General features: G+C 34.5%; 23 protein-coding genes and 1 other annotated feature. Of the genes, 22 read left to right on the top strand and 1 reads right to left on the bottom strand.

All coding sequences use genetic code 11. From position 1 onward, the window contains the following. Positions 1-38: 38 nt before the first annotated feature. From HLK68_RS00940 to radC, 4 genes are all read left to right on the top strand, one after another. Positions 39-551 (top strand): PASTA domain-containing protein, encoded by a 513-nt coding sequence (locus HLK68_RS00940; protein ID WP_132942797.1) that lies wholly within the window; start codon positions 39-41, stop codon positions 549-551. Positions 552-586: 35 nt separating this feature from the next. Further along, positions 587-1,867, top strand: a complete 1,281-nt coding sequence (locus HLK68_RS00935; protein WP_132942796.1) for a bifunctional folylpolyglutamate synthase/dihydrofolate synthase — start codon at positions 587-589, stop codon at positions 1,865-1,867. A 100-nt stretch (positions 1,868-1,967) separates the two neighbouring features. Continuing rightward, entirely contained in the window at positions 1,968-2,633 is a 666-nt protein-coding gene (locus HLK68_RS00930; RefSeq protein ID WP_229059721.1) for a sporulation protein, read from the top strand. 34 nt (positions 2,634-2,667) lie between these two features. Then, positions 2,668-3,339 (top strand): RadC family protein, encoded by a 672-nt coding sequence (gene radC, locus HLK68_RS00925; RefSeq protein ID WP_006785471.1) that lies wholly within the window; start codon positions 2,668-2,670, stop codon positions 3,337-3,339. Positions 3,340-3,370: 31 nt separating this feature from the next. Here radC and HLK68_RS00920 read toward each other — a convergent pair whose 3' ends face one another. Beyond that, positions 3,371-3,709: a DUF1622 domain-containing protein gene (locus HLK68_RS00920; RefSeq protein WP_006785472.1), complete on the bottom strand. Its 339-nt coding sequence runs from the start codon at positions 3,707-3,709 to the stop codon at positions 3,371-3,373. Positions 3,710-4,016: 307 nt separating this feature from the next. Here HLK68_RS00920 and HLK68_RS00915 point away from each other — a divergent pair, with 307 nt between their 5' ends. The 18 genes from HLK68_RS00915 (at position 4,017) to HLK68_RS00830 (ending at position 19,889) form a co-directional block, all read left to right on the top strand. Next, positions 4,017-4,175 carry a hypothetical protein gene (locus HLK68_RS00915; protein ID WP_170837655.1) on the top strand — a complete coding sequence of 53 codons (159 nt, stop codon included), beginning with the start codon at positions 4,017-4,019 and terminating at the stop codon, positions 4,173-4,175. Positions 4,176-4,270: 95 nt separating this feature from the next. Beyond that, positions 4,271-4,873, top strand: a complete 603-nt coding sequence (locus tag HLK68_RS00910; protein ID WP_132942795.1) for a GNAT family N-acetyltransferase — start codon at positions 4,271-4,273, stop codon at positions 4,871-4,873. Between the two features lie 293 nt (positions 4,874-5,166). Then, a complete protein-coding gene (mreC, locus tag HLK68_RS00905) occupies positions 5,167-6,018 on the top strand; it encodes a rod shape-determining protein MreC (protein WP_006785475.1) in 852 nt (283 codons plus the stop codon). Further along, positions 6,011-6,526, top strand: a complete 516-nt coding sequence (gene mreD / locus HLK68_RS00900) for a rod shape-determining protein MreD (protein ID WP_006785476.1) — start codon at positions 6,011-6,013, stop codon at positions 6,524-6,526. The genes mreC and mreD overlap by 8 nt, the downstream gene beginning before the upstream one ends. Positions 6,527-6,727: 201 nt before the next feature. Continuing rightward, positions 6,728-7,519 carry a M23 family metallopeptidase gene (locus HLK68_RS00895; RefSeq protein ID WP_006785477.1) on the top strand — a complete coding sequence of 264 codons (792 nt, stop codon included), beginning with the start codon at positions 6,728-6,730 and terminating at the stop codon, positions 7,517-7,519. A 20-nt stretch (positions 7,520-7,539) separates the two neighbouring features. Next, positions 7,540-8,358, top strand: a complete 819-nt coding sequence (locus tag HLK68_RS00890) for a site-2 protease family protein (protein ID WP_006785478.1) — start codon at positions 7,540-7,542, stop codon at positions 8,356-8,358. Positions 8,359-8,404: 46 nt separating this feature from the next. Then, positions 8,405-8,776: a response regulator gene (locus HLK68_RS00885; protein WP_132942794.1), complete on the top strand. Its 372-nt coding sequence runs from the start codon at positions 8,405-8,407 to the stop codon at positions 8,774-8,776. A gap of 188 nt (positions 8,777-8,964) precedes the next feature. Next, positions 8,965-9,040 (top strand) — a sequence feature (ribosomal protein L21 leader region). A gap of 18 nt (positions 9,041-9,058) precedes the next feature. Next, entirely contained in the window at positions 9,059-9,367 is a 309-nt protein-coding gene (rplU, locus tag HLK68_RS00880; protein ID WP_006785480.1) for a 50S ribosomal protein L21, read from the top strand. An 11-nt stretch (positions 9,368-9,378) separates the two neighbouring features. After that, positions 9,379-9,690: a ribosomal-processing cysteine protease Prp gene (locus tag HLK68_RS00875; protein WP_006785481.1), complete on the top strand. Its 312-nt coding sequence runs from the start codon at positions 9,379-9,381 to the stop codon at positions 9,688-9,690. An 11-nt stretch (positions 9,691-9,701) separates the two neighbouring features. Next, positions 9,702-9,986: a 50S ribosomal protein L27 gene (gene rpmA, locus HLK68_RS00870; RefSeq protein WP_006785482.1), complete on the top strand. Its 285-nt coding sequence runs from the start codon at positions 9,702-9,704 to the stop codon at positions 9,984-9,986. Between the two features lie 148 nt (positions 9,987-10,134). Next, positions 10,135-11,418, top strand: a complete 1,284-nt coding sequence (obgE, locus tag HLK68_RS00865; protein ID WP_006785483.1) for a GTPase ObgE — start codon at positions 10,135-10,137, stop codon at positions 11,416-11,418. A 538-nt stretch (positions 11,419-11,956) separates the two neighbouring features. Continuing rightward, positions 11,957-12,892 carry a LysM peptidoglycan-binding domain-containing protein gene (locus HLK68_RS00860; RefSeq protein WP_006785484.1) on the top strand — a complete coding sequence of 312 codons (936 nt, stop codon included), beginning with the start codon at positions 11,957-11,959 and terminating at the stop codon, positions 12,890-12,892. Positions 12,893-13,161: 269 nt separating this feature from the next. Further along, positions 13,162-14,091, top strand: a complete 930-nt coding sequence (locus tag HLK68_RS00855; protein ID WP_006785485.1) for a dihydrodipicolinate synthase family protein — start codon at positions 13,162-13,164, stop codon at positions 14,089-14,091. A gap of 100 nt (positions 14,092-14,191) precedes the next feature. Beyond that, positions 14,192-15,157, top strand: a complete 966-nt coding sequence (locus HLK68_RS00850) for an acetylxylan esterase (RefSeq protein ID WP_055165623.1) — start codon at positions 14,192-14,194, stop codon at positions 15,155-15,157. A 1-nt stretch (position 15,158) separates the two neighbouring features. Continuing rightward, positions 15,159-16,127, top strand: a complete 969-nt coding sequence (locus HLK68_RS00845) for an acetylxylan esterase (protein WP_006785487.1) — start codon at positions 15,159-15,161, stop codon at positions 16,125-16,127. Beyond that, positions 16,124-17,062 (top strand): ROK family protein, encoded by a 939-nt coding sequence (locus tag HLK68_RS00840; RefSeq protein ID WP_006785488.1) that lies wholly within the window; start codon positions 16,124-16,126, stop codon positions 17,060-17,062. The genes HLK68_RS00845 and HLK68_RS00840 overlap by 4 nt, the downstream gene beginning before the upstream one ends. Before the next feature lie 129 nt (positions 17,063-17,191). Next, positions 17,192-17,968, top strand: a complete 777-nt coding sequence (gene nagB / locus HLK68_RS00835; protein WP_006785489.1) for a glucosamine-6-phosphate deaminase — start codon at positions 17,192-17,194, stop codon at positions 17,966-17,968. A gap of 235 nt (positions 17,969-18,203) precedes the next feature. Then, entirely contained in the window at positions 18,204-19,889 is a 1,686-nt protein-coding gene (locus HLK68_RS00830; protein ID WP_006785788.1) for an ABC transporter substrate-binding protein, read from the top strand. Positions 19,890-19,894: the final 5 nt, after the last annotated feature.

Genomic DNA, 19,894 nt, shown 5'->3' with positions numbered 1-19,894 from the left:
AATAATCTATTATTGGATGGGGAAAGGGTGGTATCAACATGAATGAGTCAAAGAAAAGAAAAAAATATCGTTTAAATGCTAAGTTTTATTGTTGGATTTTTCTTTTTGGGATTATTGGCACATTAATTTTTAATGTTAAATATTCAATTCAATCAAATACACTTCCTAATTTTCATGGGTGGTCAGCCGAAGAAGTGATGGCATATGACAAAGAACACGAAAATATAACAGTGATTTATGAATTAGTTTATTCCTATGATATTTTACAAAATAGGGTCATGGAACAATCCATTAAACCAAGAACTGTCATTGGAAAAGATCCATTGGTCTTAACAGTAACCGTTTCTAAAGGGGCCCCTGTAATGGATGATTTTACGGGGAAAAGCGTGTCAAAGTTAATGGAGTTTGCAAATGAACATGATTTAATTGTAGTGTCGACTGAAGGATCAGATGAAGTGGAAAAAAGAAGTGGTAATCAGGATATTTCTCAGTCTGTTTTAATGGGAGGGACACTTAAGAAAGGTGAAAAAATCCAAGTGACGCTAAATTAAAACAGCTGATTTTGATGTAATTAGGTGGTGTTGAAATGTTTAGAAATGGAAATGATGTCATTGAATGGGTAAATCAACAATTACGATTTGGAATAAAACCAGGACTTGAACGAATGGAAGCTGCTTTAGCACGTCTTGGGAATCCCCATTTAAAAATAAGAACTATTCATATTGCAGGAACGAATGGAAAAGGATCAACAGTTACGTATCTTCGTTCGGTATTACAGGATGCAGGGTATCTTGTAGGAACCTTTACGTCTCCCTATATTGAATCATTTAATGAACGTATTACATTAAATGGTGTTCCGATTAGTGATGATGATTTAGCGTGGTGTGCGAATGTCGTGAAACCGATCGTTGAAGAAATTAATAAAACTGATATTGGACCTTTTACAGAATTTGAATTAATCACACTTATTTCATTTGTTTATTTTAAAAATCAGCCTGTTGATGTCGTGATTTATGAAGTGGGATTAGGAGGTCGTTTGGATGCAACAAATATGATCCAACCACTGGCATGTGGGATTACGAATATCGGCCATGATCATGAAGCGATTTTAGGTGATACTTTACAAAAAATTGCAGTTGAAAAACTGGGGATTGTAAAACATGGTGTTCCTTTGTTTACAACAGAGGATGATGACGATGTGTTAGAAATTTTTAAAGTTACCTGTGAAGGGAAAAATTGCCCATATTTAAATGCCTTAAGTACTTATGCTCCAACAAATATTAAGAATCGACATGAAGGGATTCAATTTGATTGGGTTGATTTACCGAATGTTAAGTTAAATATGAAAGGACTTTATCAGGTTAAAAATGCGACTTTAGCCTATTCTATCTTAAAGTATTTAAAAGAAAAAAGGATTTTTAGCATTTCTGAAGTAAATATATATAGGGGAATGAAAGAAGCTTTTTGGAAAGGTCGCTTTGAATTGATTCATGATGAGCCAGCCATTATTTTAGATGGTGCTCATAATCCTGAGGGAATGAAGAACCTATGTGAAACAGTACAAGAGCTTTATCCAACCAAACGCCATGTATTTATGGTGAGTGTTTTAAAGGATAAAGAGTATAGCGAGATGTTTAAGTATTTAAAAGTAGTAGCGGATGAGGTTCATTTTACAACCTTTGATTATCCACGGGCACAATCGGGAAAAAATCAGTTTGAGAGTTATAGCGGTCTGAATGCAGATTATGACGAAGATTATGAACAATTACTTGAGAAGTTATTAGATCACTTAACGGATGAGAAGTGCCTAATTATTACGGGATCTTTATATTTCATTTCAGAAGTTCGAAAATATTTAATGAAATGAGATTTCAACAATTTTCTTAAGATGATTTTGATATCATGAGACTCATAAACTAATTAGTAAAACTAATCATGGGATGATTTGTACGATTGGATGGGGGATTATGGTTAAAAAAAATAAAATGGATCCTAAGATGATTCGAGCTTTTTTGTTGTTGACGTTGATATTTACTGTTTTAGGGTTTTCGTTTGGTAAAATATTAGATGGGATTTTATTGCCAAATTCAAGTGAGGATCAACCAACTGTCTCAGTTGAGACACCTGAAGAGACTAAAGCAACGGGCGAATCAGATGAAACAACTGAAGAAAAGACCTCGATAGAGGTGGCAGTAAATGATGAAAATGCCATTTATATTATGCAGTTAGGTGTTTTTGAAACCTATGATAATCTTCTAACGTTAGCTGGAGATTTACAAAAACTAGGGTATAACTATGGTGTTACTAGAACGGATGGAAAGTATTCTGTATTTTCCCATATCTCAGGAACGAAAGAATCATTAGAAAGTGTTGAACAAGCTTTAAAAAGCCAAAATTTAACGTATTTCATTAAACGATTAGAAATTGAAAGTGGAGATTTACGTTGGGATTATTTTTTACAAGCTGTCAAACAAAATCCATTTGAAATGACAAGTGAGTTTATACAGACGTTTACAGATGATGAGATGCACATCTTTGGTTATTATATGACCTTATCAAATGCTTCCTTTGAGACGCTTGCCAATGAGCGTCAAAAAATGTTACTTGAAATCTATCAATGGTTAACTCAATAAGATTGGAAGTGATTGATTTTAAATGGAGTCCTTTATGATTCGTGATTTACCGTTTGATGAGCGGCCACGAGAACGTTTATTAACTGAGGGGGCAGAGTTTTTATCAAATGCTGAACTTTTAGCCATTTTATTAAGAACGGGGACAAAGAATCAATCAGCTCTTCAAATGGCACAGCTTATTTTAAAGCAAACACAAGGATTGAAGTTTTTAAATGAGATGACCATTGAAGAGCTTATGAATGTAAAGGGAGTAGGCAAAAGCAAAGCGATTCAATTGCTTGCAAGTATTGAACTTGGGAAACGTATTTCTAAAGCGAAATATCAAAAAGTTGATGCTATTTTATCACCTAGTGATTGTGTCGATTATTTAGCAGTTGAAATGAAACATTTGACACAAGAACATTTTGTTGTTTTATTCTTAGATACTAAAAATTATATCATCTCGAAAAAAACAATTTTTATTGGATCATTAAATAAAGCGATTGTTCATCCAAGAGAAGTCTTTAAAGAAGCCATTAAACGTTCTGCGGCTTCGGTGATTTGTGCACATAATCATCCGAGTGGCGATCCTACACCGTCTGAACAAGATATTGGCTTGACTCATCGTTTGTATGAGGCAGGCGAATTAATTGGTATTAAAGTGCTGGATCATTTAATTATCGGTGATGATCAATTTGTAAGTCTTAAAGAAAAAGGTTATTTATAAAATTATAAAAGCTCGCTATTACAGCGAGCTTTTATTCTGTTTTAACGTTGGTTTTAGCATCTTCTTTCATTTCCCATTGGATGACAATCGTCATTAAAACTCTCAATAAAAAGATGGAACCGAGGATAATAAGTTCATTTAAACTTTGGATGAGAACAGTTTTTAATATTTCAGCTGCTAATTTAAATTCTAGCCCTGTTGCCATGGAATTAGCAAATTGATGTTTAACAGGGTAGGCATCTTTTGTGAGAAGTGCTCTAACATAATGATAAAAAGCCCTAAATGATCCAATGGTTATAATTAAGATTCCCATCATTTCTAAAATACTAATAATGATAGGTAATATAGTATCAATTATTGATTCAACCATAAAGTCCCTCTTTTTTATAAGATTATTTTTATTATTCGGAATAATGACAAAGATATACAACTTTTCAAAAAATCAGAAAAATTTGTTATTTGTTAGACGTTTCTAGATATATAGTTTAGAAAACTTTAATAAAGTGGGGGGCTAGGAGGTATGTGTGGATTTATGGTGTAATGATTTAAAAACAGAAGAGTTTGAAGGAAGTGTTGTCTAGATTTCGTATCGAGGACCTGATTGATGTATGATTGAAAATCGTGTGGGGATGTGAGAGTTTTATTATTTATCGACTATAAGAGTTGAAGATTCGGAGATGCAACCTTTTGAGTTAAATGGCAGTTTAGTTGTTTGCAGTGTAAAAGTCTATGGGGTTGAGATTGATTATTGGATGTTGAATCAAGCAAGGGAAGGATGTCAGGTTTTGGATCCGATTGCTCGATTTTTAAGTAATTACGGTGATAGTGGAAAATAAATGTAAGAGATAGTTGAAAGGATGTCTAAGTCAAAGGGTTAGATGTTATAATGTAACTAATAAAAATGTAATAGAATGAGATGAGGAATGTATGAATGGTCAAGCATGTAGGAACGTGTGAGTTAGAAACGAAACGGCTGATTTTAAGAAAATTCAAACGGGATGATGCAGTAATGGTTTTTAATAATTGGGCAAGTGATGGGGAAGTGACACGCTATGTGGCTTGGCCTATACATCATCATATCGGGGAAACTACTAAAGTATTGATAGGATGGGAGATGGCTTATCAACATCTAACGACTTATCAATGGGCAATAGTTTTAAAAGAAACACAGGATGTGATTGGGTCGATTTCTTTATTTAATATAGTCAACTTACATCAAAAAGAAGGGGCTGTTTGTGAGTTTGGTTATTGTTTAAGTCGAAAGTATTGGAATCAAGGAATTACGACGGAGGCCTCTTGTGCGATTTTAGCTTTTGCTTTTGAAGTAGTCGGGTTTACGAGAGTGAAGGCTCGTCACGATGTGTTAAATGTGGCATCAGGCCGCGTGATGCAAAAGCTTGGTATGACATATGATCGTTTGTTGAAAAACGCCTGTCAAAATAGTAGACGACAATGGATTGATTGTAAGGTTTATCAAATTCAGAAAGAGGAGTTTTTTAAGTCCTTTCAATCAAATATAAAAGGTGGAATGTAAGATTCCACTTTTTATGTGTTTTTGTCTGGTCATTCAGTGTTATTGAGATGATCGGATTCGAATTAAGGATGAGATGACGAAATTTGAGTTAAACTAAATAAGAATATTTCATGTCAGATAGGAAAAAAATACTGTTCTTTTTGGAATATTGTAACTCTTTTTCTTTTAGATAGTGTAAAAAGTGTGTAAACTTTCCACAGTTAAATCTATCTGTTCAAATGGGGTTGTGTATAACATATCAATTCTATATAATTAGCAGTATATATTATTGTTTAAGTTTAGGATGTGTTCGAATGAAGGGTGTTAACCATTTAAAAGTTTTTGGAATTATCGTTTTAATTTTTATGACCTTAATCACGGTGGGGTATACGATGCATAATGAAACGCTTAATCCACTTCCTGAACGTGTGATTAAAGATGGAATGTCAGTGGTTCAGACTGGGTATACAGGGATTGTGGAAGGCTTTAAGCGGTTTGTGACGAATGTGAATGATTTATTTCATACGTATGAGGAAAATAAGTTATTAAAACAGCAGCTTTATAATTATGAGTCTTTAAACGTTTATACGAATCAGTTAGAAGAGCAGTTGGCTTCTTTAGAGGAAACATTAGAGACAGGGTTGTCACTGACCAGCTATGATACGATTAATGCCACAACCGTGATGCGGAATGTTGATCAATGGCATGACTTTATGGTGATTAATAAAGGGAAAAAAGATGGAATTGAGACGGATATGGCTGTTTTATCAAAAGAGGGGTTCTTAATCGGTAAAGTGATTACAGTCAACGAAGTTTCATCAAAAGTTAAATTAATTAAAAATCAAGATTTCGGTAGTAAGGTGTCAGCTTTAATTGATGGGAAAGAAAATTCAATCGGAACGGTTGAAGGTTATGATTACATGAATGATGAGTTAGTGATGACACAGGTTTCAAAAGATGTATTGGTAGAGCCTGGGGATGTGGTCATTACAAGTGGACTTGGAGGTGTTTATCCGCGTGCTTTATTAATTGGCTATGTGGATCGTGCTGAAGTTAGTAAAGATGGCTTGACACAGACGCTTTATTTAAAAGGGGAGAAAAACTATAATAATATGGATTATGTCATTGTTGTAAAACGTGAGGCGGTGGTTCCGAATAATGGTTAGAGTCATTGTTTTATTTATTACCTGCTTTGTTATGGATAATTTGTTAGTTAGTTTTTTACCAATTCAACCGATGTTTGGTTCTTATAGTGCAATTCCTAATGTGTTTTTAATGTGTTTATGCTTCTTTACGTTTTATGATCGTGGAAATAAGGCATTAGTATTTGCGATTATTTTCGGTATTTTATATGATATTTGTTATGCGGATTTGTTTGGAATCTATACGTGTTTGTTCCCGATTATTACGTTCTTACTTCAACGCTTTGTTTCAAATAGTATGCCAGTCAATATTTTATCGATGCTTGCTTTATTCTCAATTGTCATTGTGATTGAAGAATGGGCGGTTTATTTTTTAGTTAATACGATGATGGTAACGAATGTTAGTGGTTATGCCTTCGTAAAATTAATTTTATTTCCAACCTTATTATTTAACTCACTTGTTGTTTTAGTCTTGTATCCCATTTTGAAAAGTCAGTTTGGAAGATATCAAAAACAACTTGAACATATGTAAAAGCATCTCTTAAGAGATGCTTTTTGTTTTATAAAGTAAAGATGACACATTTATAAATGCATTGAGATAATCTAAATAATTTTTATTTAAAATAAGTTTTGAATTTCTCCTCAAATGGTCTAAATGCTTAATTTCCTTCATATGATGAAAGTGAAATATCAGGCTATGAGTTGTAAATGATGTTGTTAGGGGGAATAAATCGTGGCTGATCCTAGAAAGAGAAAAAGCACATACCGGTCTAATTATCAAGGATATCGACCAACACATTCAAATTATTATGCAAAGTATCGAAATAAAAAACAGCAAGATGAGACTAGCCAGATGGTGGGGCGTTTTAGCATGCAGGCAACAGTTTGCTTATGTATTTTGATGGGGGTTTTAATTCTTCAAAAGTTACCACAAACTCCGGCTTATCAAAGTGTAAAGACGATTTTACTGAGTGAGATGCCTTTTTTGAAGTATAAAAATCAATACGAGAAGTTTTTAACTAATATGTTTCCATTTGAATTTAATTTACCAACTCAAGAGAATGACACCACAACAGTTAGTGGAATTATTGGAACAACGGAGAGTGACGTGGGAGTTGAATCTGAAGGGACAGAACAAATGATTGATGTGGCGGAGTACTTAACTAAGATTAATGAAAACATGGTGTTACGTGATTTCCATCACGGTGTCATTGTCAAAACTGAAATCGGAGAAAGTATTCCAAATTTAGTGCCTGGAATTGTGATTCATGTCGGGATTGATCCAGATATCAGTAATTATATGAGTATTGAATTAGATAATGATATGATTTTAACCGTTGGTTTTTTAGAAAAACGAAGTGTGAGTTTGTATGAACATGTTAAACAAGGAGAGTCATTAGGTGTTGGTTCAGTGATTGGAGAACCTGGAACAGAGTTAGGGGATTATGCTTATTTCTATTTGCAATTAGAAAAAGATGGGGAGTACTTAGATGTTAGTGATTTTTTAAATAGCCTAATGAACTAGATGAAATGGAGGGCTTAAGGTTGCATAAGAATAAGATTAAGTTTGAGCCATCTTATTATATCGTGACGTTACTAGCTATCTTAACTGGATATTTTAATCAATATATTGTGTTTGCAATTAGTATTTTGTTGCATGAATGTGGTCATCTCCTGATGGCCTCTTTTTTCAAATGGGAATTAGATGAGCTAAAGTTTTTTGCATTTGGTGGACAGATGCGATTTAAGGGAGAGTTGAATAAGGCGAATAAAGAAGATTTATTGATCAGTAGTGCAGGCGTCATGGTTAATCTCATGTTACTATCCATTTTTCTTTATTTTGCACAACTAGAGGTGAGTGGAATTCAATTAAAATGGATAAACTCATTTATATGGGCGCAATGTTTTATTATCGTATTTAATCTAATTCCATTACCGCCACTTGATGGAAGTCGAATACTTGGAGATATCTTGTCATGTTTTTTTCCGTATCGATACTCTTTAAGAATAATTTGTTACTTTAATATTGTGTTTATCAGTTTTATTGTATTACTTACAATTTTATACGATTTTCGACAATTCTATTTAATCCTAGGTTTTTTGTTTTATTCGACTGTAAAGTTTAATCAAAATGCTCAGTATTTATTTCAACGATTTTTACTACATAAGAAAATGTATAGAAATGTTGATTTACCAAGAAAAATCACGATTCTTTGTGATGATTCCTGGGAGGATAAAATTTATCGAGGGTATTTAAACATGTTTCAGTTTAATGAAAGGTTTCATGACGAGCTAACTTGGTTACAGTTGAAATTTAGGGAAAATAATAAGGTAATTATTGACGTTAAAATTAAAAGTGATTAAAATGATAACTGTCACTTTTTTAAGTAACTATGGAGGCGGAGTTTAAATGGAAATGATGGAACATGATTTTTCCGTTTTAGTAGTAGATGATAATGAAATTAATCTCATGCTAATGGAAGATATTTTAGAGGTAATAGATGTGAAGCATGTTAAAACGATTGACAGTGGTGAAGGAGCCATTGATGAAATAAAACAAAATCCTAATTACGATGTCGTGGTCATGGATATTTGTATGCCAGTAATTGACGGCTATGAAGCCTCAAAAAGAATTCGTCAGCTCGGGTATTCAGGTCGCATTATTGCATTAACGGCCAATGGTTTATCAAAAGATGATCCGAAATTTTTGGAAGCTGAGATGGATGATATTTTATTAAAACCTGTTGATTTGAATTTAATTAAAAAAGTCTTATGTGCGTAAAAAAACATAAGGCTTTTTGTTTTAAAAGTGAAAAATAAACCAAAATAAAATGAATAGATTATCTCATAGATTAGTTCAGTGAATGTCAAATTGAATAGATAAACGTAAAAAAAGGTAGACATAACCACTTATAAATCGTTGACGAATAGGATTCACTTTGATATAATGAATCATGTTGTTAGCACCTTAGGGTACTACAACCGCTCGGACAAGGTTTCAAATATGAAACTTCATATGCCTTTGATGGCGAGTCTTAGTTAAATTTTAAGGAGGTGCAGGTAAATGTACGCTATTATTAAAACTGGTGGTAAACAATTAAAAGTTGAAGTAGGTCAAGCAATCTACATTGAAAAATTAAATGTTGCTGAAGGTGAAGTTGTAACTTTCGACGAGGTATTATTCGTTGGAGGAGAAAACACAAAAGTTGGTGCTCCTTTAGTAGAAGGTGCAACTGTAACTGCTAAGGTTGAGAAACATGGTAAAGGTGAAAAAATTATCGTGTTCAAATACAAACCAAAAAAAGGTTACAAAAAGAAACAAGGTCACCGTCAACCATACACTAAAGTTGTTATCGAAGCAATCAACGCTTAATTAGTTGACACATGATTACAGCCAATTTTAACTATAAAAACAATAAAGTAGAGTCATTTGAGATTAGCGGCCATGCCTTTGCAGGTGAACCAGGTGAAGACTTAGTCTGCGCTGCGGTGAGTGCTGTTTCGATTGGCTTAACCAATTCCATTATCAGCTTAGATGAATCAGAACTTACAATTAAAATGGAAGATGGTTATTTATTCGTTGAAAATATTCCATCAACTGATGCGGCTCAAACGCTGATGTTTGGAATGTTGACTTCTTTGAATACGATTGAAGAAGATCATTTTAAATATTTAACAGTAATAGAAAACAAATAGGAGGTGGAAACATGTTAAAATTAAATTTACAATTATTCGCATCTAAAAAAGGTGTTGGTTCTACAAAGAATGGTCGTGACTCTGAGTCAAAACGTTTAGGAGCTAAATTAGCTGATGGACAATTTGCTACTGCAGGATCAATCATCTACCGTCAACGTGGAACTCGTATTTATCCAGGTGTAAACGTAGGTATGGGTGTAGATCACACTTTATTCTGCAAAATCGATGGTGTTGTTAAATTCGAGCGTTTAGGACGCGACAAAAAACAAGTTTCTGTTTACCCAGCAGCTAACTAATTGATTGAATAATTCCCCTAATCATCAGATTAGGGGTTTATTTTTATGTAGATTTCTTTGTATGAGAAAGACTAAATCAATTGATAATATAAATAGATAATCAAATTGATGAAGCTTTTGCTTCGCAAAATAGAATTGAGGGATTGCCTTGTTTATAGATCAAGTCAAAATTAAAGTGACGGCAGGTGATGGAGGAAATGGTGCTGTTGCCTTCCGTCGCGAAAAATATATCGCCAATGGTGGACCTGCAGGTGGAGATGGAGGAAACGGTGGAAGTGTCGTTTTCGTCGCAGATGAAGGATTATCAACGTTACTCGATCTTCGCTATAACCGAGTTTTAGCCGCTAAGAATGGTGAAAATGGAATGGCAAAAAGTTGCCATGGTAAAAATTCAGACGATTTAATTGTTAAAGTTCCTGTTGGAACAATCGTTTATGATACGAGCACAAATTTAATTATTGCTGATTTAACTGAAAATGGACAACGTGCTGTTATTGCAAAAGGTGGACGCGGAGGACGTGGAAATATTCATTTTGCTACACCAAGAAATACAGCGCCAGAACTTGCTGAAAATGGTGAGTTAGGACAAAAACGCGAAATTCGTGTTGAATTAAAAGTTTTAGCTGATGTTGGATTAGTTGGATTCCCGAGTGTCGGAAAATCAACTTTAATTTCTGTTGTTTCAGCTTGTAAACCAAAAATCGCTGCTTATCACTTCACAACATTAGTGCCAAATTTAGGTGTTGTTGGAGTTCCGGATGGTCGTTCATTCGTTATGGCTGATTTACCGGGATTAATTGAGGGAGCGGCAAGTGGAGCTGGACTTGGTCATCAATTCTTACGACATATTGAACGTACACGTGTTATTTTACATGTTATTGATATGTCAGGAATGGAAGGCCGAGATCCTTATGAAGATTATGTAACGATTAATAACGAATTAGGACAATATCGTTATAAACTTCTTGAACGCCCACAAATTATTGTGGCGAATAAAATGGATAATCCGGATGCAGAAGAAAACTTACGTATCTTTAAAGAGAAAGTAGGAGACGATGTTACAATCGTTGAGATTTCTGCTGCAACACGTCAAGGAATTGACCAATTATTATACAAAACAGCTGATTTATTAGAAACAACTCCACAATTCCCATTATATGATGAAGAAGAAGTGGAACAATCAGTTATGTATAAGTTTGCTCCTGAAGAAGCTAAATTCCATATCACTCGTGGAGATGATGGAGTTTATGTGGTAACTGGAGCCCATATTGAAAAAATCTTCCATCAAACAGACTTTAATCGTGAAGCATCTGTTATGCGATTTGCACGTCAATTACGTCATGCTGGAGTTGATCAAGCATTACGTGATCTTGGGGTACAAGATGGAGATCTTGTTCGTATTCTTAACTTTGAATTTGAATTCAAAGACTAATCCTATTTCAAAAAACCATGTTACATGTCGTAATATGGTTTTTTTTGTTTTATGCGTTACTTTAAAGCCAACATGGTACAGCATGAATATGTCAATTCATCTCATTCTTTTATTGTTTTTAAATTAACAATAATAAATAAAATATTTACTCTAAATTCATAATCAAAATGGGACGGTATTGGTTTAAAGAGCGCCAGATTAAATAAAAAAATTTTTATTTGTAATGGATTAGCATTGACTATACGTCTAGATTTGTAATGGTGTGAAACTGTTATTAAATGACTCTAGCAACGCAGAGATTTTTCTTCTTGATAGGCCAGTCTTTCTTGCAGGATATTTTCTAGAGTAATCGAAGATAGATTTTATTTTTAAAAATAGGTCTAGCTTCTAAAAGACCTAACCCTTGAGAAGAATTACATCATTTAAAAATCTTTATCTTTAGATAATAGAATCTTTTTCTCATGAAATACGAAGTTATATTCAAGAAATGGTTAACATATATTGTAAAGAGAAAATTGTAGAGAGGAGAATCGGACTTATGAAAATCCATATCGTGCAACGAAATGACACATTTGATTCTATTGCAGAAAAATACAATGTTAGTGTCCAGGATTTGATAGGGATGAATACACATATTAATCATTTAACTCCACTCGTACCCGGATTAAAAGTTAAAGTGCCATCACCAGTCAGAAAAGATGAGCCAAATGTAGCACAAAACATTCAAAAGTATTATCCTAATTTAGATAAGGAGAGTATTAATTTACAAACTGCAACAACTACAGAGCCTGTTGTTGTCAACACAACCCCAACAAAAAAAGTAACAGTAACAGAGAGTCATATGCTTTCTGAAACACCGACAACGACGACAACGACTACGCAAACGGTAACCCAAAAACCAGTTGAAAATATGACTTCTTTAGTGACAGAGACGCCAGTCACAGTGAGTACCCATCAAGAAATGACTACTGTCCCACTTGTTCAAACCAAAACCGAAGAAGCCGTAACTATTCCACTTAAACAGGTTCAAACCAAAACCGAGGCAGTAAAAGCGCCTAATGAGGGTGTAAAAATTGCAAGTACTCAACAAACAATGGAGGAATATCTAGTTAATATGAATAAATCATATTATCAAGGTGCTCCGTCTTATACGACAACAAATTATCAAGTTCCTAATGTTCCTCAGATGACCTTCCCATATGCAGGTGTTCCATATCCACCAATGCCAAGTCCTTATTCGATTCCTTATCCACCAGTATGTGGAATGACAAGAGGACCAGAAGATGAACGCTTTTTTATGGGTGGATTTGGTTATCCATTTTACGGAGGTTTTGGATGGGGAGGCTATCCATTTTACGGAGGATATGGATGGGGGTATCCATATTATGGCGGTTATGGATGGGGCCGTCCTAATTACGGATGGGGATATGGACACAGAGCACCATCTTGTGGCTCATCTTATCCTTACTATTAAAACTAAGTTAATCCCATTTCCTAAAAAGGAGTCTATTTCAAAAGAGATAGACTCCTTTTTAATCTATATTAAAACGATATGGATAAAGTCACACTTCATATTCACTTTTTTTTGAACTCTACTTTATCCCGCCGGTAAGCGTTTACTAATAGTAGTTTTAGTGTTAAGATAACAATGAAATTGGAGGAAAACTCCATTTTAAAAGAAGTGTTTGAAAAATATTTTTATAATCGATTCAAAAGCTACTTAGGCGGAGGGGACTTAAAAAGATGAGTAAATTTAGTATTCAAGACTTTAAAGGGGTTGTACCAGCATTATTAACGGTATTTGACAAAGACGAAAATATTGACGAGATGGGAATGAGGCAGTTAGTTTCCTTTTTACTTGATAAAGGGGTAAATGGATTATATTTAACTGGTTCAACAGGTGAAGGATTTACCATGTCATCTATTGAGAGAATGCGTGTTGTTGAAATTGTCATGGATGAGGTAGCAGGGCGCGTTCCAGTCGTTGTTCATGTTGGAGCTATTGGAACTAAATTATCAATTGAATTGGCACAACATGCTGAAAGAGCTGGAGCAGATGGAATTTCAAGTGTCCCACCATTTTATTGGCGATTTAATGAGGATCAAATTGTAAAATACTATGAAGATATTGCCAATGCAACCTCTCTTCCAATGATTGTTTATAACGTACCGCTTGTTGGATTACTTGGGATGAATGCTATTAAACGATTAGCTCAAATTGAAAATGTTAAAGGAATTAAATACACAGCCTTATCTTTATATGAAATTACTCAAATAAAAGATGAAATTGGAGAAGATTTCTTGGTTTACTCCGGAGCAGATGAAATGGCCATGGCTGGACTATTAGCTGGAGCAGATGGAATTGTTGGATCATTTTACAATGTGATGCCAGAATTATTTATTAATATTTACAATGCGGTCCAGAATAAGGAATTGGACGAGGCAAAGCGTCTACAAAAAGAAGCAGTCGAAATTATTATGTATGCTTTAAGTTATCCATCGTTCTATGCTTTAATGAAAGTGATGCTTAAATGGATGGGAATTAATGCAGGGTACTGCCGTCGTCCATTTGAAAATGTAACACCTGAAAATGAAGCCATTTATAAAGAAGGATTCAAGGTATTAAAAGAAAAATACGAAATTCATGATGTTGAATTTTTAAAGCATCTTTAAGAGATAAATTGATCTGCACACAAATTTAAATAAAGATAACACCCGTCAAAGTAGCGGGTGTTATTTTAAAATAAATCCTAGTTTAAAAGGAGAGACGCGGATGCCAATGGTTGATATGCCTTTAAAGCAGCTTGAAATCTACGACGGAACGAATCCGATTCCACAAGATTTTGATGATTTTTGGAATGAAAGAATTTTAGAAGTATTAAATGTTTCGTTAAACTATGAAATGAATCCATATGAAATTTATCAGTTTGAGACTTGTGAATATTATGAGATATCGTTTATCGGAATACGTGGGGGTAAAAGATATGCGAAATATATAAAGCCCAAATCGTCCAAAAATGTTCCACTCATTCTTCAGTTTCATGGCTATCCTGGAGCGAGTCGAAGTTGGTTTGAGCAAACCTCTTTCGTTGGGATAGGATGCGCCGTAATTGCAATGGATTGTCCGGGTCAAGGAGGTAAAAGTGAGGATTTATCCAAACGAATTGGAACGACGGTATCTGGTCATATTGTAGCAGGATTAGATGGGGATCCTAAACAAATGTATTATGTTGAGTTAGCTCAGGATATCTGTCTTCTTTGTCGCATTGTTGAACAGTTAGAAGGGATTGATCACACACGAATTTTTGCTAATGGAGCCAGTCAAGGAGGTGGATTAGCTCTTATTTGTACGGCATTAAATCCAATGATAAAACGATGTGCTGCACTGTATCCATTCTTATCTGACTATGAACGTGTGTGGGAAATGGATTTGGATCAGATAGCCTATGAGGGACTTCGCTATTACTTTAAGTGGTTCGATCCATTACATGAACGAAAAGAAGAAATATTTACAAAACTCGGATATATTGATGCTCAGCATTTCGCTCATCGAATTCAGGTACCTGTGTTATTAGGAACAGGATTGATGGATCAGATATGTCCGCCTAGTACGCAGTTTGCTGTTTTTAATCATTTGAATGGACCGAAAAAACACGTCATCTTTCCTGATTATAAACATGAAGAAATTGGAATTTTTGATAATTTGTTAATTGATTTTTTTCTAGAGGGGAGTGATTAAGATGCCAATGATGGATATGCCTATACAGGAACTTAATTGTTATTTAGGAAAAGGAAATTATCCCTCGGATTTTATTGACTATTGGAATCGACAAATAGCGCGACTAAATGAGAGAGACTTAGAGTATGAATTGGTAAAAAAAGAGTTCTTAAATGAGTGTGCTGACTATTATGAGTTATATTTTAAGGGAATTGATGGCGCAAGAATTCATGCGAAATATATTTGTCCAAAGAATCGCCAAAATGTACCGCTTATCCTTCAATTTCATGATTATAAGCAAAGTAGTAAGAGTTGGTATCATCTAACGCGCTATATTGGCATTGGTTATGCCGTGTTAGCAATGGATTGTCGAGGACAAGGCGGAATGAGTGAAGATTTGGGAGGTGTTTTAGGAACAACTGTCTGTGGTCATTTAATGATAGGCATTGATGATGAACTGGATCAAATGTATTATCGAAAAGTTTATTTAGATGCCTATTTATTATCAAAAATTGGATCACAATTACCTCAAATTGATACCAAAAAAATAGTCTCTTATGGACAAGGACAAGGTGGAGCACTTGCGATTGTTGTGGCCGCAATGAATAAAGAAATTAACAAATGTGTGGCTAAAGATCCTTTTTTAGCTGACTTTAAACGAGTATGGGAAATGGATTTAGATTCATTAATGTATGAAGGACTTCGTTATTATTTTAGATGGTTTGATCCACTTCATGAGCGTGAGGATGAGGTGTTTTCAAGACTTGGGTATTTAGATGTGGTCCATTTTGCGAAGCAATTAAACTGTAAATTTTTACTTGGAACAGGTTTGCTTGATTCATCTTGTCCACCAAGTACGCAGTATGCTATTTTCAATCAGGCAATGTGTAATAAGATGCACTTAGTATTTGCAAAGTTTGATCATGAACTTTGCAATCGATTTGAAGATGAAGTTTTAAGATTTATTCAATTTGAGGAGGGGTGTGTATGAAATATTTAGGCGTTGATATTGGTGGGACGGCTGTTAAGTTAGGGATTGTTGATAAAACGGGAGAGATTATTTCAACGTATAGTAAAGGTGTTGCATTTGATGCTTATGAGACCCCTATTATTGAAACAGTTAAGGTAGCAATTGATGAGTTTTTTGAAAAAGAGCAGGTAGAGTTGGCAGATTTTTTAGGGATTGGAGTATCAGCAACAGGACAAATCGATTATCGAAGTGGGTGTGTCATTGGTGTTGGGGGAAATATTAAAAATTGGTGTCATACAAATATTAAAGAGGAATTAGAGCTTAAATATGGATTGAAAACGACCGTTTTAAATGATGCGAACTGTATGATTATCGGTGAGAAGTGGTTAGGGCGTGCGAAAGGTTACGAGCATGTCATCGGAATAACCATTGGAACAGGAGTTGGAGGTGGAATCCTAGTGAATGGCGAGATTTTGCAAGGGACTACTGGAATTGGGGGTGAGTTAGGGCATTTTTCGATTGATTCTCATGGTGTGAAATGTCGTTGTGGAAATATAGGGTGCTATGAAAATTATGCATCGATGACGGCGTTAGTTAACAAAGTTTTAGAGGGGTATGATGAGTTAGATTTACCTGTTTCAAGGGATGAGGTAAATGGACGTGTTATTTTTGAGGCGTTAGAAGCGGGGAATGAAAAAGTAGCTGATATGGTAGAAGAATGGATTCTTATGATTGCAAAAGGACTTGTGAGTTTGGTTCATTTATTTAATCCTGAAATTATTGTGATTGGTGGCGGTGTTTGCACGCAAGAAGAGCGATTTATTAAGCCTATTAGAGAGTATGTCTTATCTCATGCAATGGAACAGTTCAAAAAAGAATTGAAAGTTGAATCGGCCATGCTTTTTAATAATGCCGGTTTAGTTGGTGCAGTTTATTATCATATTCATCATATTTAATGAAAGGCCAGTTAGGCCTTTTTAAAAAAAATCAAAAACTTGTATAGACAGGACTTGTATAGACAGGTATAATGTAGGTAAGGAAGATAATCAAGAATTTGAGAAGATTTTGATTAAGGAGGAATAAGGATGAAAATTATTAAAGTTAAATCTGTAGAAGCAATGGGACAGGCTGCTCTTTCGGAAGTCTTAAAGGTTGTAAAAACAAAAGAAAATCCTGTTTTAGGTTTAGCAACTGGAAGTAGCCCGATTGGATTATATCAGGCGATGATTGAAGATCATAAAAAAAATAAGACGTCGTATCAACATGTTAAAACGATTAATTTAGACGAATATGTTGGGATTGATGCAACACATTCTCAAAGTTATGCGACATTTATGAAAGAACAATTATTTAATCATATTGATATTGATTTAAATAATGTTAATATTCCATCAGGAGATTGTTTGAATCCGCAGGATGAATGTTTACGATATGATGAAGTGATTCGTCAAAATAAAGTAGATCTTCAAATTTTAGGTATTGGTTCAAATGGGCATATTGGATTTAATGAGCCTGGAACACCATTTAATGCAACGACTCATGTTGTAACATTAGATGAGCAAACTCGTCTTGATAATGCGAGATTTTTTGAGTCATTAGATGAGGTACCAAAATATGCAGTGACGATGGGGATTCGCTCCATTTTACAAGCGAATCAAATTGTGTTAATCGCACTTGGAAAAAATAAAGCGAAAGCAGTTGCACATATGGTAGGGGGAAGTGTGACAACGGATTGTCCAGCTTCAATCTTACAAGTGCATCCCAATGTCATTTTAATTGCAGATGAGGAAGCTTTATCTGAAGTTAAGTTGGATACAAAAAAGTTAAATATTCAATTGGCTTCAACAGCTGTTGCAGAATAAAAAAAGTCAAAAAAACAGATGGTCATCAAACCATCTGTTTTTTTATATTGAACCCTAAAAAAGTGATGATATGGACAAATTTGTTTCTCATTAGGACTATTTTTTCTCATTTTTTAAAAACGTTTACACAGGGTGTGGGCGATGATATGATGAGTTTGTAAATGAAATAAATATTCAAAAAAAATTTAGATGATGAATATTTTTTTCACATCAAATTGAGATGGAGGAAAAGTGGATGAAGAAGTTATTTACTGGGATGATTGCAACACTAGCGTGTGTATCTTTAGTGGCTTGTGGTAATGGAGGAAATGAGGCAAAAAATGAAACTAACGATAGTTCAAATGGAGGAACAGTTGCAGAGCAACCAGCAACATCTAATGAAGAAAAAGTTCTGTATTCAAATGGGGGGGCTGTTGAGTTTTTTGAAACACCATGGTTAAACCCAGGATTATTTATGTATAACAAAGTATTATATGAGCACTTAATTGAAGCAGATGAAAACTTAAATCCAGTAGAGGGAGGACTTGCTTCAGACTATTCCTTAAGTGAAGATGGAACACAATTAACTTTTGTTTTAAGAGATAATATCTATTGGCATGATGGAGAAAAGATTACACCTGAAGATATTAAATGGAGCATCGAATACTCAATGAGAACCGCTGTGTTAAATCCAGTCTTCACGTCAACTTTCCATGCTATTTTAGGAGCTGATGCTTATTTAGCAGGAGATACAGAAGAACTTGAAGGAATCGTGATTGATGGAAATAATGTGATGATTACGTTTGAAAAAGTAGCACCAGATGCGTTGTTAACTTTTACACAATTTGCTCCATTACCACAAAAGTATTTCACAGATGTTGACCCGCTTCAAATTCAACAAGCAAAATTCTTCCAAAACCCAATTGGGTCAGGTCCATATAAAATTGAAGAAGTAAAAATGAACGACTATACCGTATTAGTTCCATTTGATCAATACTATGATGGTGTGGCAAATTTTAAAATTCATTTAACACCAAGTGGTGAAAGTGATTCAAACTTTGTTAATAACGCAAAAGCTGGATTACTTGACTATGGGTATACGAAAAATGTTGATGATGTGAAAGCTTTACAAGGGGTTGAGGGATTAACTATTAATCAAGTGGATGTTCGTTATACTCGTTTATTGTATGTAAATAAATTTAATAAAAAAGATGGATCTGTTTCACCATTAGCTGATGCACGCATTCGTCAAGCGATTCGTTATGGAATCGATATGCAAGCAATTTGTGATAACTTATTCAATGGTTCAGCTGTTCCTGCTAATAGCTTAACGCCAAATGGATCAAGCAAAGTTTCTGGTTTAAATGATTATGAATATAATCCAGAAAAAGCAAAAGAATTATTAGCTGAGGCAAATTGGGATCCAAATTATGTGTTAGATGTTGTTTACTACTACACAGACCAATTAACTGTTGATTTAATGACAACTATTCAAGCTTACTTAAGCCAAATCGGTATACAGATGAATTTTAGATTAGTTGAGGGAGATTTAGCAACGATTTTATGGTCAGCACCAGAAGATCAAGTCAACGGACCATCAGCTGTTGATTGGGATATGGCATATGGAGCAAATGCTGCTTTATCAATGCATGAATATTATGACCGCTACCGTACAGGCTCAGCTTCTAACTCACATACTCCATCAGATGAGACGTTAAATACTTTAATTGATGCAACAAACTCATCAATGGATGCTAAAGTTCAACAAGATGCATTCTATGAATTACAAAAATACGAAAATGAAACATTATTTACAATGGCATTATATTACCAGCCAGTTTTCTTAGTGCAAAGTCAAAAAATTGTTAAAGGGGCTGATGCAATCGGGAACCCACAGTATAACTACAACTGGGAAATTCAAAACTGGGAATTAGCGGAATAATTTAA

This window comes from Turicibacter sanguinis (genome assembly GCF_013046825.1).
GTDB lineage: Bacteria > Bacillota_I > Bacilli_A > MOL361 > Turicibacteraceae > Turicibacter > Turicibacter sanguinis.
This window is presented reverse-complemented; position numbering and strand designations above follow the sequence as displayed.

Coding starts and splice junctions, on each gene's coding strand:
- HLK68_RS00940 (WP_132942797.1), top strand. CDS start 39: ATGAATGAGTCAAAGAAAAGAAAAAAATATCGTTTAAATGCTAAGTTT.
- HLK68_RS00935 (WP_132942796.1), top strand. CDS start 587: ATGTTTAGAAATGGAAATGATGTCATTGAATGGGTAAATCAACAATTA.
- HLK68_RS00930 (WP_229059721.1), top strand. CDS start 1,968: ATGGTTAAAAAAAATAAAATGGATCCTAAGATGATTCGAGCTTTTTTG.
- radC (WP_006785471.1), top strand. CDS start 2,668: ATGATTCGTGATTTACCGTTTGATGAGCGGCCACGAGAACGTTTATTA.
- HLK68_RS00920 (WP_006785472.1), bottom strand. CDS start 3,709: ATGGTTGAATCAATAATTGATACTATATTACCTATCATTATTAGTATT.
- HLK68_RS00915 (WP_170837655.1), top strand. CDS start 4,017: ATGCAACCTTTTGAGTTAAATGGCAGTTTAGTTGTTTGCAGTGTAAAA.
- HLK68_RS00910 (WP_132942795.1), top strand. CDS start 4,271: ATGGTCAAGCATGTAGGAACGTGTGAGTTAGAAACGAAACGGCTGATT.
- mreC (WP_006785475.1), top strand. CDS start 5,167: ATGAAGGGTGTTAACCATTTAAAAGTTTTTGGAATTATCGTTTTAATT.
- mreD (WP_006785476.1), top strand. CDS start 6,011: ATGGTTAGAGTCATTGTTTTATTTATTACCTGCTTTGTTATGGATAAT.
- HLK68_RS00885 (WP_132942794.1), top strand. CDS start 8,405: ATGGAAATGATGGAACATGATTTTTCCGTTTTAGTAGTAGATGATAAT.
- rplU (WP_006785480.1), top strand. CDS start 9,059: ATGTACGCTATTATTAAAACTGGTGGTAAACAATTAAAAGTTGAAGTA.
- HLK68_RS00875 (WP_006785481.1), top strand. CDS start 9,379: ATGATTACAGCCAATTTTAACTATAAAAACAATAAAGTAGAGTCATTT.
- rpmA (WP_006785482.1), top strand. CDS start 9,702: ATGTTAAAATTAAATTTACAATTATTCGCATCTAAAAAAGGTGTTGGT.
- HLK68_RS00860 (WP_006785484.1), top strand. CDS start 11,957: ATGAAAATCCATATCGTGCAACGAAATGACACATTTGATTCTATTGCA.
- HLK68_RS00855 (WP_006785485.1), top strand. CDS start 13,162: ATGAGTAAATTTAGTATTCAAGACTTTAAAGGGGTTGTACCAGCATTA.
- HLK68_RS00850 (WP_055165623.1), top strand. CDS start 14,192: ATGCCAATGGTTGATATGCCTTTAAAGCAGCTTGAAATCTACGACGGA.
- HLK68_RS00845 (WP_006785487.1), top strand. CDS start 15,159: ATGCCAATGATGGATATGCCTATACAGGAACTTAATTGTTATTTAGGA.
- HLK68_RS00840 (WP_006785488.1), top strand. CDS start 16,124: ATGAAATATTTAGGCGTTGATATTGGTGGGACGGCTGTTAAGTTAGGG.
- nagB (WP_006785489.1), top strand. CDS start 17,192: ATGAAAATTATTAAAGTTAAATCTGTAGAAGCAATGGGACAGGCTGCT.
- HLK68_RS00830 (WP_006785788.1), top strand. CDS start 18,204: ATGAAGAAGTTATTTACTGGGATGATTGCAACACTAGCGTGTGTATCT.